Source organism: Streptomyces sp. NPDC002886 (assembly GCF_042888445.1).
In the GTDB taxonomy this organism is placed as follows: domain Bacteria; phylum Actinomycetota; class Actinomycetes; order Streptomycetales; family Streptomycetaceae; genus Streptomyces.
In genome coordinates this window covers 357,861-371,393 of the sequence record NZ_JBIAPV010000002.1, presented here as the reverse complement: position 1 = coordinate 371,393, position 13,533 = coordinate 357,861, and the positions used below count along the sequence as shown (strand labels likewise).

At 63.5% G+C, this 13,533-nt stretch carries 14 protein-coding genes; all 14 read right to left on the bottom strand.

Translation table 11 applies throughout. The features are described 5' to 3' along the window. Nucleotides 1-48: 48 nt before the first annotated feature. Entirely contained in the window at nt 49-885 is an 837-nt protein-coding gene (locus ACFYYB_RS07840) for a hypothetical protein (protein ID WP_389433865.1), read from the bottom strand. 133 nt (nt 886-1,018) lie between these two features. Beyond that, entirely contained in the window at nt 1,019-1,600 is a 582-nt protein-coding gene (locus tag ACFYYB_RS07835; RefSeq protein WP_389433863.1) for a hypothetical protein, read from the bottom strand. Beyond that, the gene (locus ACFYYB_RS07830; protein WP_389433861.1) at nt 1,597-1,812 is read right to left on the bottom strand and encodes a hypothetical protein; all 216 of its coding nucleotides are present in this window, start codon (nt 1,810-1,812) and stop codon (nt 1,597-1,599) included. Before ACFYYB_RS07830 ends, ACFYYB_RS07835 begins: the two co-directional genes overlap by 4 nt. 111 nt (nt 1,813-1,923) lie before the next feature. Next, nucleotides 1,924-2,625, bottom strand: a complete 702-nt coding sequence (locus tag ACFYYB_RS07825; RefSeq protein ID WP_389433860.1) for a peptidoglycan-binding protein — start codon at nt 2,623-2,625, stop codon at nt 1,924-1,926. 94 nt (nt 2,626-2,719) lie between these two features. Beyond that, a complete protein-coding gene (locus ACFYYB_RS07820) occupies nt 2,720-2,974 on the bottom strand; it encodes a hypothetical protein (RefSeq protein ID WP_389433859.1) in 255 nt (84 codons plus the stop codon). A 12-nt stretch (nt 2,975-2,986) separates the two neighbouring features. Beyond that, the gene (locus tag ACFYYB_RS07815) at nt 2,987-5,230 is read right to left on the bottom strand and encodes a hypothetical protein (RefSeq protein ID WP_389433858.1); all 2,244 of its coding nucleotides are present in this window, start codon (nt 5,228-5,230) and stop codon (nt 2,987-2,989) included. Next, on the bottom strand, nt 5,227-6,156 hold the full coding sequence (locus tag ACFYYB_RS07810) for a hypothetical protein (RefSeq protein WP_389433857.1): 930 nt from the start codon (nt 6,154-6,156) through the stop codon (nt 5,227-5,229). The genes ACFYYB_RS07815 and ACFYYB_RS07810 overlap by 4 nt, the downstream gene beginning before the upstream one ends. 298 nt (nt 6,157-6,454) lie before the next feature. Next, the gene (locus ACFYYB_RS07805; RefSeq protein ID WP_389433855.1) at nt 6,455-8,845 is read right to left on the bottom strand and encodes a phage tail tape measure protein; all 2,391 of its coding nucleotides are present in this window, start codon (nt 8,843-8,845) and stop codon (nt 6,455-6,457) included. Nucleotides 8,846-9,230: 385 nt separating this feature from the next. Next, entirely contained in the window at nt 9,231-9,542 is a 312-nt protein-coding gene (locus ACFYYB_RS07800) for a hypothetical protein (protein WP_389433853.1), read from the bottom strand. Nucleotides 9,543-9,596: 54 nt separating this feature from the next. Further along, nucleotides 9,597-10,148 (bottom strand): hypothetical protein, encoded by a 552-nt coding sequence (locus tag ACFYYB_RS07795; protein WP_389433850.1) that lies wholly within the window; start codon nt 10,146-10,148, stop codon nt 9,597-9,599. Nucleotides 10,149-10,836: 688 nt separating this feature from the next. Then, nucleotides 10,837-11,181: a hypothetical protein gene (locus tag ACFYYB_RS07790; protein WP_389433849.1), complete on the bottom strand. Its 345-nt coding sequence runs from the start codon at nt 11,179-11,181 to the stop codon at nt 10,837-10,839. Continuing rightward, nucleotides 11,178-11,687 (bottom strand): hypothetical protein, encoded by a 510-nt coding sequence (locus ACFYYB_RS07785; RefSeq protein WP_389433847.1) that lies wholly within the window; start codon nt 11,685-11,687, stop codon nt 11,178-11,180. Before ACFYYB_RS07785 ends, ACFYYB_RS07790 begins: the two co-directional genes overlap by 4 nt. A 240-nt stretch (nt 11,688-11,927) precedes the next feature. Next, a complete protein-coding gene (locus ACFYYB_RS07780) occupies nt 11,928-12,884 on the bottom strand; it encodes a major capsid protein (protein WP_389433846.1) in 957 nt (318 codons plus the stop codon). 87 nt (nt 12,885-12,971) lie between these two features. Then, nucleotides 12,972-13,532 (bottom strand): hypothetical protein, encoded by a 561-nt coding sequence (locus ACFYYB_RS07775; RefSeq protein ID WP_389433844.1) that lies wholly within the window; start codon nt 13,530-13,532, stop codon nt 12,972-12,974. Nucleotide 13,533: the final 1 nt, after the last annotated feature.

Below are 13,533 nucleotides of genomic sequence, written 5' to 3'. Positions count from 1 at the left end.
GACGAGCCGCGTTCTTCGCGGGTCGCCTGGTGTCGGGTACTGCGGGTGTTAGCTCGCTCGGCGCTGTGTGCCAGTGATGAGCCGGCGGACGCTCTGCGCAATCGGGCTGCCGAACACCGTCTTGGAAATCTCACGGTCCCACTGGAAAACATGCCGCAGCGTCAGAAAGACATTGAAGATCTCTTCGTCAATCCGGACGGGCTTGAACACCCAACCCTCCGGAGTGATGTGGAGAACTGCCGCACCGTCCACCCTCGGCATAGGCTCCGAAGTTCCGTCGGGCGAAACAATCCGGTCAGCATGGGCGTACGCGGAAAGCTGTAGCGCCACATCCGGGTAAGCAGACTTGGACGTCTTCCAGTCCACTAGCAGCGTGTGCCACTCGCCGTTTTCGTGATCGGGCTTTCCGTCCTCGCCGAGCCGGACACGGATGATCGCGTCAAAGGAGCCCGCATAAGCGTGCTCGTCGGACCAACACACGTCCTCGGCCCGAATAAGCTGCGGACGCACAGCGAGCAAAAATTCAGCGAAGCCGAGCCGATACGGTTCAAGGTCCGGATGCACCCGCCCGATCTCCTCCAGCCGGATCATGCGCTCAAAGAGATCGTGCGCGTCCGATCCAACCTTTGCCCGCAGGCTGGTGTACCGGGTGTGGGAGTTCCGCAGGAAGTCGATTGCTCCGGCAGGGTCGCGTTCAGCGATAGCGCGTACGGCGTCCAGGTTCTCAACTGCCGTCTCTGCGGTCATGCGAGCCGCCCAGAAGGTCAAGAAGGGCTTTGGGAGCATGCCGACAACGGAAGTGACTCCGGGGACCTTTTCGGCGGTCTCAGGGCTGATGTAGTAGCGCGAGCCACTGCGCTTGATAGTCCGGATCTGTCCGGGCATAGGTATCCCCTCGGGGGTTAGTGGGTTGGGAGGGGTGGCAGAGTGACGGTTCTTTCCTATTTTTTGAATCACAAGAAAAAATAAGAAAGAAGGGGAAGAAGGGTCACTCTCGCCACCCCGTAACGCTGGTAGATCAGCGCCGTACCGCGAGGCGGTCGGCTGCGCTGTGCAGCTCGGCGAGCGTCCCGCCGTTGACGAGCTCGGCATCGGCGAGAAAGCCGTCTAGGGCGGTCTCACTCACGTGCTGCCGCTGGTCCTCGCCGGCTGGACCCTGGTGCCCGGGACGGACCACACGGACGAGCAGGAAGCCCCGGCGAGTAAGCGCCCGAGCTTCGTTGTCGTGCCGTACGTCCGTGATGACCACGGGCAGTCCCCACCTATCCGCCACGTCGATTTTGGCGAGGGCGAGGCGAATCCAGTGCTCGGGGTCATGGGCCCGGATTGACTCCCCGAGCCGCTGCAACGTCCGCCGAACTTCCGGGGCCCCCTTGGCCCGGTCCCACCCATGACGCCGTACAGCGTCAGACAGGCGGAGCGGGATCGGGCCGTAACCGGTCGGCTCGCTGCCGATGATCGGGTCAAGCCCGAGTGCGGCATTCCGCAGCGGATCGGCAAAGGCCACCCGCGTGAACTGGTAGCGCTGAACGAGCCGGGCGGCAGCCGCATCCTTCCCGGCCCCCGCCCGACCCATCAGGGCTACATGCCTGTAGCTCACTCCTCGGTCACGGCCTGGTGCTCGCCGAGCTCGCCGGCTACGGCGGTCTTACCGTCCTCGGTCCGCTGCACCGCCTCGCCGATACCGAGCACCGCCGCAGCGAGACCAAGAATCAGGGCCGACGGCAGCGCCGGAACGTAGTGGACGACCAGGGCGAGCGCGGCAACGAGTACCGCGTAGATCCGGGCCGGATGAGCCTTGACGAACTGCATTGAAAATCCCCCTAGTTGTTGCCGAAAGTGAGTACCGACCGGGCTGCAGCCAGCTGCGGAATCGCCCGGATCGGACATACGAACCCCCGTTCCGCTACGGGGTGTGATGACTTAGACCGCAGGAACGCGGAGCGCGTCCCACGTGGTGCGACCGGGCCAGCCGTCCGCGTCGGAGCCGCTGTAGCCCCGCTTGCGCTGCCATGCCGCGTAGCTCTGTCGGTCCGCGTCGGTCCACTGCGGACCGGGACCGGACGTGTACCGACCGCATCCCTCGGCAGCGAGCCGAATACCCATGGCAGTGACCAGCGGGCTACGGGGCGAGGCCTTGAACCACGCGGCTCCCGGGAACGGAGCGAGCCCGCGCGGCTGGTCGTACACGGGCCGGCCGAACCCGAGGATCACGGACCGATTCCGGGTACGCCGGTATACGCCGTCCCCGTTGTCCTGCGAGCCCGCAGCGCCCGAGCTGGTGTTGCCCTCGATGCTGCGAACCGTCGAGCCCGGGGCGGAGTCCTCGGTGACCACGCCGACGTGATCGGCGACCGGGCCCCCGTCCCACGTGAAGAACACGATGTCTCCGCGCTTCGCGGGGCTGTTCTTGCCGGTCCACTGGCCGCGCGCCTTGAACCAATTCACGTGGCTCGGGCAGTAGGCGAAGTGGCCGACCGTACCCGCGTTACCGCTCTCCTCGGCCCACTTCGAAACCGCCATGTCACACCACGGGTTGTAGTTCAGCCCGTACCAGCGGCCATAAGTCGTGTCGTTGTTGCGTCCTTCCTTGTATCCGAGTGCAGCCGTTGCGGCACTAATCATCGCGTCTACGGTTCCCACAGTTCCCCCTGATTTTTTGGCATGAAAAAGCCCCGCCCGGTATCCCCGGAACGGGGCTCGATGTACTGCTGTTTGGTTAAGCCTTGCCGGTGGCCTTTGCTACGGCCACACCAGCGGCTACGACTCCGGAGGCTGCGGCAACGGGCAGCGCGTACCGCCACCGTTCAAGGTCCCGGATTCGGGTTTCGTGGTCGTCCACGTCGGCCCGCAGCTCTTCGCCCTTTTCGGCAACGGATCGCATGTCCTCGCGGAGCCCGACCACTTCGTCATAGATTTCTCGCGCGCCGATCTCGACTACGCCGAGCCGGTTTTCCGCTTCACGCTCTGCCATTCATCCCCCTGGTTATGGCGGGGGCGCGTTCGGGTTGGTCGGCGGATCAGGTACGAGCCCTGTATCGGCCGGAATCCCGTTGGCTTTGGTTCCCCGGAGCGTAAGAATTTGCGTTACGCGTCCGTCGTCGCCCCCGTTGGTTTTGATTCCGACGACCCATGCGAGGGTGTCGAGTGCTGCCCCCGTGCGGTCCACAACTCGCACCACGTCACCTAGTTCTAGGCGAGGGTCGGCGAGAATTTCGACGGATTGCAGCGATGGAATCGGGTACTGTCCGGCTGCCAGAATGGCGCTCGCCAGTTCAGCGGCAGAGTCCCGGTACTGCACCCATTCCGTGCCCTGGTGCTCGTAGACCTGCACGCCGTAAGCCCGCTGTGAGGCTGAGCTTTGTACCGTAGTCAGCGTGTCCGTTGGGCCGGCTGGACTGTCTGACGAAGTGGTCCGGGCAAAGGCACTGACACCGTGGTAATACACCGTGTACGAGGCTCTATTGCGCATAGACAGGGTGACCTGTCCACCGTCGCGGGTAAGCGTCACCTCTACCGCGCCGTACACCCCCGCAGAGTCACTGTCTGCCGTCGCCTTGATCGAAACACAGTCAGGCAGCCGGTCCACATAGACATTGGGCGTGCGCGGGTCCCATTGGTCCTCGCCGATTGGCAATACTCGCGTCAACGTGGCTCCGGCTGCAATTGCCGTGCCCGTGCGCGCTTCGGCTACCGGGGTTAGCTGGTCACCTTTAACGCGCCCCCAGTTGGACCATTTCACGGCCACATAGTTCCGGCAAGCGTCGATCTCCTCGCCCACCGTAAGCGATGCCAATTCGCGAGTGGACGATACGGTTAGAGCGGGTTGCGTCGGGACTGTTTCCCATCGCGTATGGTCTCGCCATCGGAAGAATCCGTTACTGTCGAATTCGGCCGTCGCAAGTGTGGTCTTGGCTATCTGTGTGATGACATCCCACGCGCTTCCTTCGACTCGTGGAATATTCTCCAGTGGGAACCGGGGCTTACTGAGAGAGGCCCCGCGCTTCCACGTTCCGGCCTGACTGAATTCGGCAGGCGAGTTGGGCCGGCTGGTCTGCTGTGAAACTTGGAAGCATTCAGCCCGTATCTGCTTTATGGACAGTCGGACCTGATCCAGATTTGCGGGCGGTACCGGCGTAGCGCTCAATACCGCATCGCTGAATGTCTGCGCTACGCCGATTTGATTGGTCACTACCGGCGAAAGGGTGGGCACTCCAGTGGTAGACCAGGAAAGCCACCATCCGATGTGCCAGAGCCCCGGGGCCTTTAGCTGGTCGAACGTCCATTGAAGAGCTTGGTTAGCGTTGTAGTCGGCGTTCGTCCCGTTCCAGACGGTGAGTTTCCCCGACTGGAAATTTGCTTCCATGGTGACATAGCAGCGGTATAGGCCATTGGCGATCCATGTTGTATGGATGCGGGCAATGCCCTCATCGGACGTCGTGTTCCCCGTGGTGTCGAGCCAGTGTTCAAGCCACAGCCCATCGGAGCGCCGGTTTACGGGTTTGGTTCGCGGAATATAGTCCGCATCCGATATGCGGTCATCGCCGAGTGCGGCTGATTCCCAGGGTGCTTTATAGTCGGTCCAATAGGCCCACAGCCCCGAAGTGTCCTCCAAGTAGCCGATGTTCGGGGCGACTCCGCCATGCAGCGAGGCATAGAGAATCGCCGTAGAGCGCGGGGGCGGACAGGTGTGAATACCGCCGAGCCGTAGCAGATGGTCCACAACCCACACAGGGGAAGCGGCCCAACTCGTAGCCACTCCGAAAGTCAGCTCGTTCGCGAGCACTCTGTCAGGGCGCGGAAGTCGGGCAGGAAAGCGCAGCCGTTCGGCTCCGTCCAGTGCAGAGACCCTGACTGCATCCTCGCCCGAACTTCCCGAGCGAGTGCGTACGGTGCCCCGGAACGTGTCGAGCGGATATCCACCGACTCCCCACGCGTGCACCACTGACTGACTCGGGCGGACGATGTCCCCGGTAGCCCTCGGAGCCCACGGGCCGTAGAGAGCGGGTGCGGGCTTTCCTGCGGCCCCGGACAGCGTCACGTCGAGCTGTGCGGACGAGCTCCCGCTGAAAGCCCGCATGCTCGCCGGCAAGTCGGTTGCGTACGCCCGGTCCAACGACCAGTTGCGTACCTGCGGCCCGAGCTCACGACCGGCGAGGCGAACAGAGTGCGAAGCGGTGCGCTCGCCCTCGGACAGCGCGGCCGTGACGAGCGGCATCGTCATCTTCATGTGGTCACCTCGACCAGCTCAAGCGAGACGGACCGCAGGTCTGCCGAGCCGGCCGCCGAGCTCTGCGAGTAGCCCGTGACCGAGTAGGGCCGCATTGCCTCGCCCGGGGGCACGCTCGGAGCCGCGTAGATCTCCAGCGAAGCGGCCCCGATGGCTGTAGCCGGAGTGACTGCCCCGAGCTCGACCCGTGGCCACACGTAGGACGCTCCGGCGGGGGCCCTGCCAATGGTGGTATCCCGGGACTGACTGACGATCGCTCCGTCACTGTCCGTCCAGAGCAGTGCGCTTGTGGTCGCTCCGGGTACCACGTGCGTCAGACTCACCAGCTCGCCCGGGTTGACCGCGAAGCGGGTGGCCGTACCAAAGCTCAGACTTGAATTCGCGCCCGAGCTGACGAGCATCGTCTTACCGCCGCTCACGGACAGCGTGACTCCAGTCCCCGGGGTGAAGTCCCCGACCGGTGCCGTACCCCCCTGTACGGCCGTACTGAATCCCTGCCGCTTGACCGTACGAGCAGTCACGTCCTCGGGGTGTGCCTCGCGCAGTACCGCCCCGGTCATGGGGAGGTCTACAAACGGCTTGTTGAACCACATCACGGGTACGACATACGCGGCTCCCTCCGGGGCTGTAGCAATGAACGGACGGTCAATTCTCGCGCTGGTGCTGCCCGTTGAAGAAACACTCGCTCCGGTAGTGGTCTGAAAGTAGTAGCGCCATTCGTTGGCCGCTCCGACCATGCCGGGGACCCAAAAGCTGACCTGCATTCCCGGGGCTACCGGATACGATGTCCCGTCCGGTCTCTTGTACTGAATGCGCATGCTGCCGCCGGATACCGGCATGGAAATCCTGAGGATGTCCCAATCCAGCGAGGCCGGAGGGAAGATCACGGCCGGATCATGAACCCATTCATCCTGTGTGGACAGCATGATTCGACCCGCACCCTGTGTGGCAGTGAGCCAGTTGTCCGAGCCCGGGTCCACCACGTGAATGGGTCCCGGACCGTCTACGCGACGTGCGAGACGATCGACGTGATACGCGTCCTCGGACTGCATTGCGTCCCATGAGAGGGACAGCCGGCGCGGCTGTGTGGGGGGCGCCCAGGTGGTCACGCCACCGCCGAGCGAACGGAATTCCTTCACCCCTAGCTCGGGGCTCCGGTCCATTTCAGCACCATCAGTGATCTCACGTAGCGCACCCAGGCGCCCGATCCACAAACTCAAAATGTCACCTCCTAGCTAGCTGACGCTGCCCGTACTCCACTGCGCGGGCTATCTCCTGCTCTCCGACCCTGACGACGATCTCGCGGCCCTGGTCCGCTTCCAGAGCCCGCAGGACAGCCACAAGGGCTCTGTCCTTTGCGCTGGACTCGTTGGCGAGACGAACCGGGCCGGCTGCCCGTACCGAGCCGATATCGGGAACCTTGACCATTGCCTGTAGGCGTGCGTCTAGAGACGCTTGTTCGTCGTCGATCCCCTCGGCAATACCGGCGGGAAGCCAACGGCCGATTTCGTCCCGCATCAGACGGGAAGGAGAATGAATACCCAACGCATCGGCAATGGGACCGGGAATCGTGTTGCGAGCCCAGCCGATAAGCTTGTCTCGGAGCCAGGCGCCCATACTCTGAACACCCGACCAAAGGCCCCGCACCAAATCCGCGCCCTTGCCGACGAGATAGTTTCCGAAGTCGCCCAGCCCGTCGCGAATTCTCGGGCCTAGCCCGTCCATCCAACGCGCGAACTCGTCCAGCTTCGCTATCGCGTTCCGGCCGAAGTCGGCCACCCAACGGACAGCCCCGACAAAGGCCTGTCCGAGACTGCCGAGCCATCCAATGACATTGCCAATCCAGCCGATGGCTGTACCGATTGCCGAGAACAGCCCCGAAAAAATCGGCCCTGCGAGTTGCAGAATGACCGGAATGACGACACTAAGGATGCTCGCGGCGAGCTTGGCAAGCCATTCGATCACGGTCACGACAACCGAAATGACCGGCTGCGCCTTCTCGAACAGCTCTTGCAGCTTTCCGCCGATCATCTGCACCGCAGGCACAACCCGCGAGGTGATGAACTCAGAAAGCGCCGCAAGGACCGGTTGCACCTTCTCGTAGACGGTCGCGTATATCCGCATCAGGGCCGGTATCACGGTCTCAGTAAAGATCAGGACTATCCGCGTGACGATGGGCGCCAGCGAACTGTAAAGAGCGCTGTAGAACGCCATGAAAGCGGGAATGACCTGCCCTGAGACAACCGACCAAACACCCTGTAGGGCGGGAAGTACGCTGGTCTGAAACTGCGTAACCAGAGCGCTCACACTCGGGGATACCGCGTCACGGATTGTCGTTCCGAGACCGAGCAGAGTTTGCCCGAAAGTCGCAATGGACGAGCCGCCGGCCCCGGACGAGAAAGCCGAAAGAAATCCTCCGACTACGTCGCGGGCCGTTCCGAGCGCCGGACCGAGAACATCTTTTGCCGTACTTGCAAAGCTGATGAGCGGCGGCAACACCTTGTCGCCAATGAAGTTGGTAACCGCTACTTCGGCTGTGCGCTTGAACTGCTCAATCCTGGCCGACGCATTATTGTGGAGTGCGTCCGCCATTTTGTCGGCAGCACCCGCAGTGTCCCCCATGGCCTTAACGGCAGTCTTGGGGTCCAGTGCGTAAAGGGCCTGCCCGAGATCCTCGGACTTCGTACCGAAAAGCCCGACGCTTGCCGCACTCCGCTCGGCAGGGTCCTGAATGGCCTTGAGACCGTCTAGGACTTGCTGCAAACCGGCCTTGGCTTCGGGCCCGCCTCGCGCAATCTTCTTGGTCATTTCAGCGGCATTGAGTCCGATAGCTACGTACGCATCGGTACTTGCCTTGCTGCCGTCCGTCGCCCTGATCTGAAATTCCTTCAGAGCGTCGGCAACGGTGTCCGTGTCTCGGGCACCTGCAAGCATTCCTTGGGACATGAGCCCCATGGCGTCCGCAGCGGACAGACCGAGATCCCGGAACTTCGTGGAATACTCGTTGAACGTGTCCGCCATGTCATCGGCACGCGGACCCATTTTCTGCATTCCGGCAGTCAGGATGTCGAGCGCTTCCGCCCCATCCTTGGCTAGACCGTTCTTGAGCATCTGCCCAACGGCATTGCTCGTCTGGCCTAGGTCGAGCTCGAACGTGTCGGAAAGGTTCTTGACCTTCCCGGTGATCGCTTCGATTTGGGCATTGGTTGCATCCGGCGGGAGGATGCCCGCTCGCATAACGCCGGATATCGCGTCCGCAGCTTCCGCAACGCTTTCCCCGACACCGTGCGCATAGAGCTGTCCGGCAGCTTTTCCGTAGCGAGCCGCTTCCGCCGGGGTCGAGCCGAGCTGTGCCTGAATCTTTCCGTTGATAGCGGTCTGATCCAGCGCATCCATGAAGCCCTTGGCGAGGACTGCCGCAGCAGCAATGCCGACCGCAGCGAGGCCGCCCTTTAGAATGCCACCCATCTTGCCCGTGAAGCCCTCGCCGGCTGTCTGTCCAGCTTCCTGCCCAGCCGATTCCGCAGGCCCGGTAACCGCCCGGTCAAGCTCGCCTGCGAACCCTTCGACTTCGGGGACGATGGACACATAGCCCATGCCTACTTCGACGGCCATTACTCGTCACCCGCCCCGGGTTGCAGGCGGACAAGGAACTCTGCGACTTCCTGCGGGGTGCGACGCGTTCCGCCGATCCGATCGGGCCTTAGGCCAGGGCGGGGAATCGGAGTGGGGCGACGGGACGGACTCTTAGAGCCCGCGTTGCCACGCTGCCAATTCGCTTCGGCGAGACGGTCATGAACTGCCGCGAGAAGATGCGTTTCCAGGGACCAACCCGCGTCCTGGCCGGCCATCGACCGGGCAAGGGCGGAGTCCGCAGGCAGATGGGTAATCAGAGCCCGTACACGCCGCCACGTGAGCCCCGAATCAGGGCGGTGAACGTCCCGGATATCCGTGGCGTAGTAGCGCTGTAGATCGCTCTCTATGGCCTCCCCGTGCTCACTCAGGAGTCGGCAGAGGCCGGAGATTCCCCCAGCGGAGCGCCCTCGTAGTTCTGCCACTGACGGAACAGCTCGCCTACAGCGGCAAGGGGCAGGGGCAGCGCGTTAAAGCGTTCCCACTGGTCGCCCAGACCGGTCCGCAGCAGCGTCGTAATATCCGCCGTGGACGGATTCACGACGTTGACGGTTTCAAGAATGCTCTTGTCGATCTCGCCCGCAGACGGCATCGTGTATTCGGTATCGGCAAGGGTGAAACGGAAAGGCTCGCGCCGTGCCTCACGGACCCAAAGGTCGAGATTAAAAGCCATGCTCATTGATAATTCCCCCGTGGGTTGTGCTGTGCTGATAGATCAGGCGGAACGTTTCTGCTACACGCCCCACGCGGGGTCATCGGAATACTTGATTGCGACCGTGCCGGAAGCGTCCGGGTAAGCGGTGATGGTGAGCTCGTACGAAATCGCTTCGTCAGACTTGTAAGTGATTTCGCCGGTTTCGGTTACCTCGCCGTCCGGAATGACGATGCGAATGTGTGCGTCGCCGTCAACCAGATCGAAACCGAAAGCGCGCCGGTCTGGACCGGGTGCCTTAATCGCAAGTACCGACTTGCCAGTCGTGGTAACGACCTTGGAACCCTTGTGATAGAGCTCTAGAACGGTCTTGTTCGACTCGATGGCCGTAAAGGAGAACGTCACTTCGGAAGAACTGATGACCTTGCGGACGGTCTGCCCGCCCTGCCAGCCCTTAATTTCCGTGGTGTCCGTCGAGTTGGATTCGGTGATTCCGTCATCAGAAATCCAGCCGATATCCTTGAAAGCGGCAGGCCAAGCGGCCACCGCATCGACCGGACCAGCGGTCTTAGGTGGTGCAACATACGCGGCGCCGGTAATGGCAACGCGAACCGCATTAGCGGAAAGTGGCATGGGTGTCCCCTTGAACGTAAATGGATTTGATTTCTAGGCGGGCTTCGAAGTGTCGAGCACTCGGCCACGCATATGGATGTCAGCGGCGTACGCGAACCGCGCCGAGCTGGTCTTTTCGTCGGGTAGCCACTGCGGGCCCCCTACTTCGGTCACGCTGTAGACCGTCACCCCGCCACGGACTCCGGGCATGGCCCCGATGAGCCCGCGCACCAGGGCGCACAAGTCATGCGCAGCCGCTTCCGAGACGGCCCACACGTGGAAGTCGAGCCGGGCCCGGTCGCTTACCGGCGTGGCCCTGGTGCCCCCGACCCGTTGCACCTGAACGAAGCGCGCGGGGCGAGGAGAGGGGATGCGGGAGACCACGGGTACGGGCTCGCCGGCTGCCGCGAGGGCGGTACGGAGATAGCCCGTAGCCACCGCCACAGCGTCCGGCATGACGAGCACGGGCAGGTTCACCCGCCACCCCGCAGATGCCTCAGCAGAGCGGCCCTGGTGCCCGCAGCATCCCCGTGCTTGGCGTAGTTGCCGATCACTGCGGCACGCCAACGACGAGCCCCTAGAGCGGAGTCGGTGCGGAAGTCTCCTTCGGCTGCCGCAGCGATACGGGCTGCCGTCCGCTCGACTTCCCGACCGGTCTCGGGTGTCTTCATCAGGGAGTTAATGCCACTCCGATTGGGCCGGAATCTCATCAGCCGATCACCTCCTTTAGCCTCGCTTCGGCGTGATGCAGTCGCCCCCCGACGACCCATCGCGCAACGTCCCCGTCTGTCTCCCGGAGCCGACCGAGGGCAATCACGCGGTCTCCGGGCACTAGGTCGATATCGACCCCGCGTCGGGTCGTCAGCCGGAGCCCACTGGTCACGGTGGGACGGTCCCCGTCTTCCTCGGTCGAGGAGTCGGGCTGTACCGACACGCTGCGAACCGTGGTGCGGGTCGCGCTCGACCAATCCCGCTCACTCGTCTCGTTGCCGTACCGGTCCACCACGAATGGCGCCCGGAGGATTACGACCGTCTGTCCGTAGTGGAGGGTCACCAGGGCGCCCCCTTCCCGAGACCAACCACGGCAGCGCGAGGGCGGTACCGGGCGAGCTGGTCACGCTCGATGGGGGCGAGGGAAGCGCCGATGGTCTCGGCCGCGTAGGTCACCGAGACGGACCCGACGCTCTCTTGCCGTAGATCGCTTGGGTTGGTCAGCACACGGCCGGCGAGCGTGAGCACGATGGCTCGTACGTCCGCCGGGACGGTCGCGTATCCGTGTGTGTAGGTGACGTAGACGGGGCCGGTCCCGAGCTGCCGGAAATGGAGCTCGTCCCGCCACAGCCGGTAGTCCTCGGGCGGCAGGTCCGTCCCCCCGCGCCGTACCCGCTGGACCGAGACAACCGGTCGTTGGGGTAGCGGGGCGTACTGGCCGTGTGTGGCCACGGCTACCGTGCTCGTTCCCCTGGTGAATCTCTGCCGTGCCTCGCTGCGGACGATGGCCGACGCGGTGTCGAGCACCAGGGCAGCGCCCCCGGGCATCTCGGCCGGCTCTCGCTGCATCCACGCTGCGAGCTCTTCAACTGTGGCCAATGCGGGGAGTGCCATTACGCGTTACCTCCCCTTGCTATGTAACTGTCTGAGCGCCGCACGCCAGACACCGCGCCACGGTTCGCGGGGCCCCGGAGGAATCGAGTACCGGGAAGGACTCGACTCGTTCCGGGGCACCGCAAGAATCCGTGTGCGGAATCTGAGGGGCGGACGCTGCCCGCTTACGCGGTGGCATTCCGTACCCCCTTCGGATTACTTGGCGAGGACGCCGTTAAGACGCGCGGCACCACGGCCGCCGAAGATCGCGAGTCCGGTGTAAAACTCGATTCGCGTCCGGTAAGAAGGCTTGGTCTCAAGCTCGCCCAGGTCCGTGACCTGAATTCCGCCGTTGGTCAGACCGGTAACCGCGCGGTCATCCTCAGACTGACCGAAGCGAACGGCGTAAATGCTAGACGCGTCGACTGCCGAACCCTGAGTCTCCGTCTGCGGAAGAATGTCCGCACCCGCCGCAGTCTGGCCGGGGTCAAGGATCGGAATGCCGTTGTACGTCGCTACGAGCTTTCCGGTAAGAGCCTCGCGAACCATTTCGAAACCGCCGATCCGGCGAGCCGCAGAACGCACCTTCGCGATCACCTGACGGTTCGCGTACAGCGCTCCGTTAGTGCTGTTCAGGCCCGGAACCTGTGCAACGAGCTGATCCATAAGGTCGAAGAACTTGTGGGAGTCGTCAGCACCAGCGCCCACAATCGGGGCACCGTTCGTGCCCGCGCTCAGTACCTGCCCACCGGTCAGACGCTTCCGCAGACCGTCAAAGGACTTAGCGTCCGTCGCGGTGTCGCCGTTGAAAAAGGTATCGGCGAACTTGTAGGACGCTGCCTTGATCTTCATGCGCGTCTGAATAGCGCGCTGGTCGTTCAGATTGCCGCGCGTCTGGACAATGAACTTATCCACGTCCGCGTCACCACCCAGAATCACGAGAGACTCGCTCTTCTGGTTCACAGTGCCCGTGCTCTCGGCGTACGCCTCGTTAACCGTTCGGAACTGAACGCCCGGAAGCGTGCCTTCCTCGTTGTAGGCGTACGCGTTGCCCTGAATGGTCAGCAGCGGAATGCGGTCCAGAATGCTGGATTCCTGCACGAAAGTCTCAATGACTCCGCGCTGGAGATCCGTGGTCGAGAGCTTCGCAGCCTCGGGAAGGGTCAGTGCCATTTAGTAAATCCCCCTGATTTTGGGCATGAAAAAAGGGACGGCACTCGGATTGAGTGCGTCCCCTGGAATGGGTAAAGCGGTGAAAGGTCAGTCCGTGCGGTAAGCACGCCGCAAACGGTCCTGCGGGGTAGCGGGCTCGGGCTCGGCAGACTCGCGCTGACCCGCGCCTACGTCGCCCCACATCGGGGCCTGTCGGTTCGGGTCCAGCGCGGCGGCAAGGTACGGCTTGTCCTTGATCAGCTTTTCGACGGCAGCCGATACCGCCTTGACGTCGACCTCCCCGCTCTTACCGGTGAGCGCGGCAGCGTCGACCAGGGCGAGCGCGTCGGCAGGGTCCCGCAGTCGGCCCGCCGCAGCCGCTCGAATCTCCGCCCGGACGAGCTGCACCGTGAACTCTGCGCGGATCTCGGCTCGCAGAGCGGCCACGTCATCCGGCTTCTGTGCAGCGTTCGAGCGGCGCAGCCGAGCCGCTTCCGCCTCAGCCTCCGTGGCGCGGTTCTCGGCAGCCTCTCGGGCAGTGCGCTCGGCAGTCAGCTCCTTGGGCTCGGCACCCTCGGCCGGCTGTTCGCCCTCGGCCTTCGCGCCCTGGTGCTCGTCCTCGCCGATCTTCGGCTCGTCCGCTGCGCTCGTGTTCGGCGTATCCGCCATG

Coding starts and splice junctions, on each gene's coding strand:
- ACFYYB_RS07820 (WP_389433859.1), bottom strand. CDS start 2,974: ATGGCAGAGCGTGAAGCGGAAAACCGGCTCGGCGTAGTCGAGATCGGC.
- ACFYYB_RS07800 (WP_389433853.1), bottom strand. CDS start 9,542: ATGAGCATGGCTTTTAATCTCGACCTTTGGGTCCGTGAGGCACGGCGC.
- ACFYYB_RS07810 (WP_389433857.1), bottom strand. CDS start 6,156: ATGCTGTCCACACAGGATGAATGGGTTCATGATCCGGCCGTGATCTTC.
- ACFYYB_RS07815 (WP_389433858.1), bottom strand. CDS start 5,230: ATGAAGATGACGATGCCGCTCGTCACGGCCGCGCTGTCCGAGGGCGAG.
- ACFYYB_RS07830 (WP_389433861.1), bottom strand. CDS start 1,812: ATGCAGTTCGTCAAGGCTCATCCGGCCCGGATCTACGCGGTACTCGTT.
- ACFYYB_RS07805 (WP_389433855.1), bottom strand. CDS start 8,845: ATGGCCGTCGAAGTAGGCATGGGCTATGTGTCCATCGTCCCCGAAGTC.
- ACFYYB_RS07795 (WP_389433850.1), bottom strand. CDS start 10,148: ATGCCACTTTCCGCTAATGCGGTTCGCGTTGCCATTACCGGCGCCGCG.
- ACFYYB_RS07785 (WP_389433847.1), bottom strand. CDS start 11,687: ATGCAGCGAGAGCCGGCCGAGATGCCCGGGGGCGCTGCCCTGGTGCTC.
- ACFYYB_RS07825 (WP_389433860.1), bottom strand. CDS start 2,625: ATGATTAGTGCCGCAACGGCTGCACTCGGATACAAGGAAGGACGCAAC.
- ACFYYB_RS07775 (WP_389433844.1), bottom strand. CDS start 13,532: ATGGCGGATACGCCGAACACGAGCGCAGCGGACGAGCCGAAGATCGGC.
- ACFYYB_RS07840 (WP_389433865.1), bottom strand. CDS start 885: ATGCCCGGACAGATCCGGACTATCAAGCGCAGTGGCTCGCGCTACTAC.
- ACFYYB_RS07780 (WP_389433846.1), bottom strand. CDS start 12,884: ATGGCACTGACCCTTCCCGAGGCTGCGAAGCTCTCGACCACGGATCTC.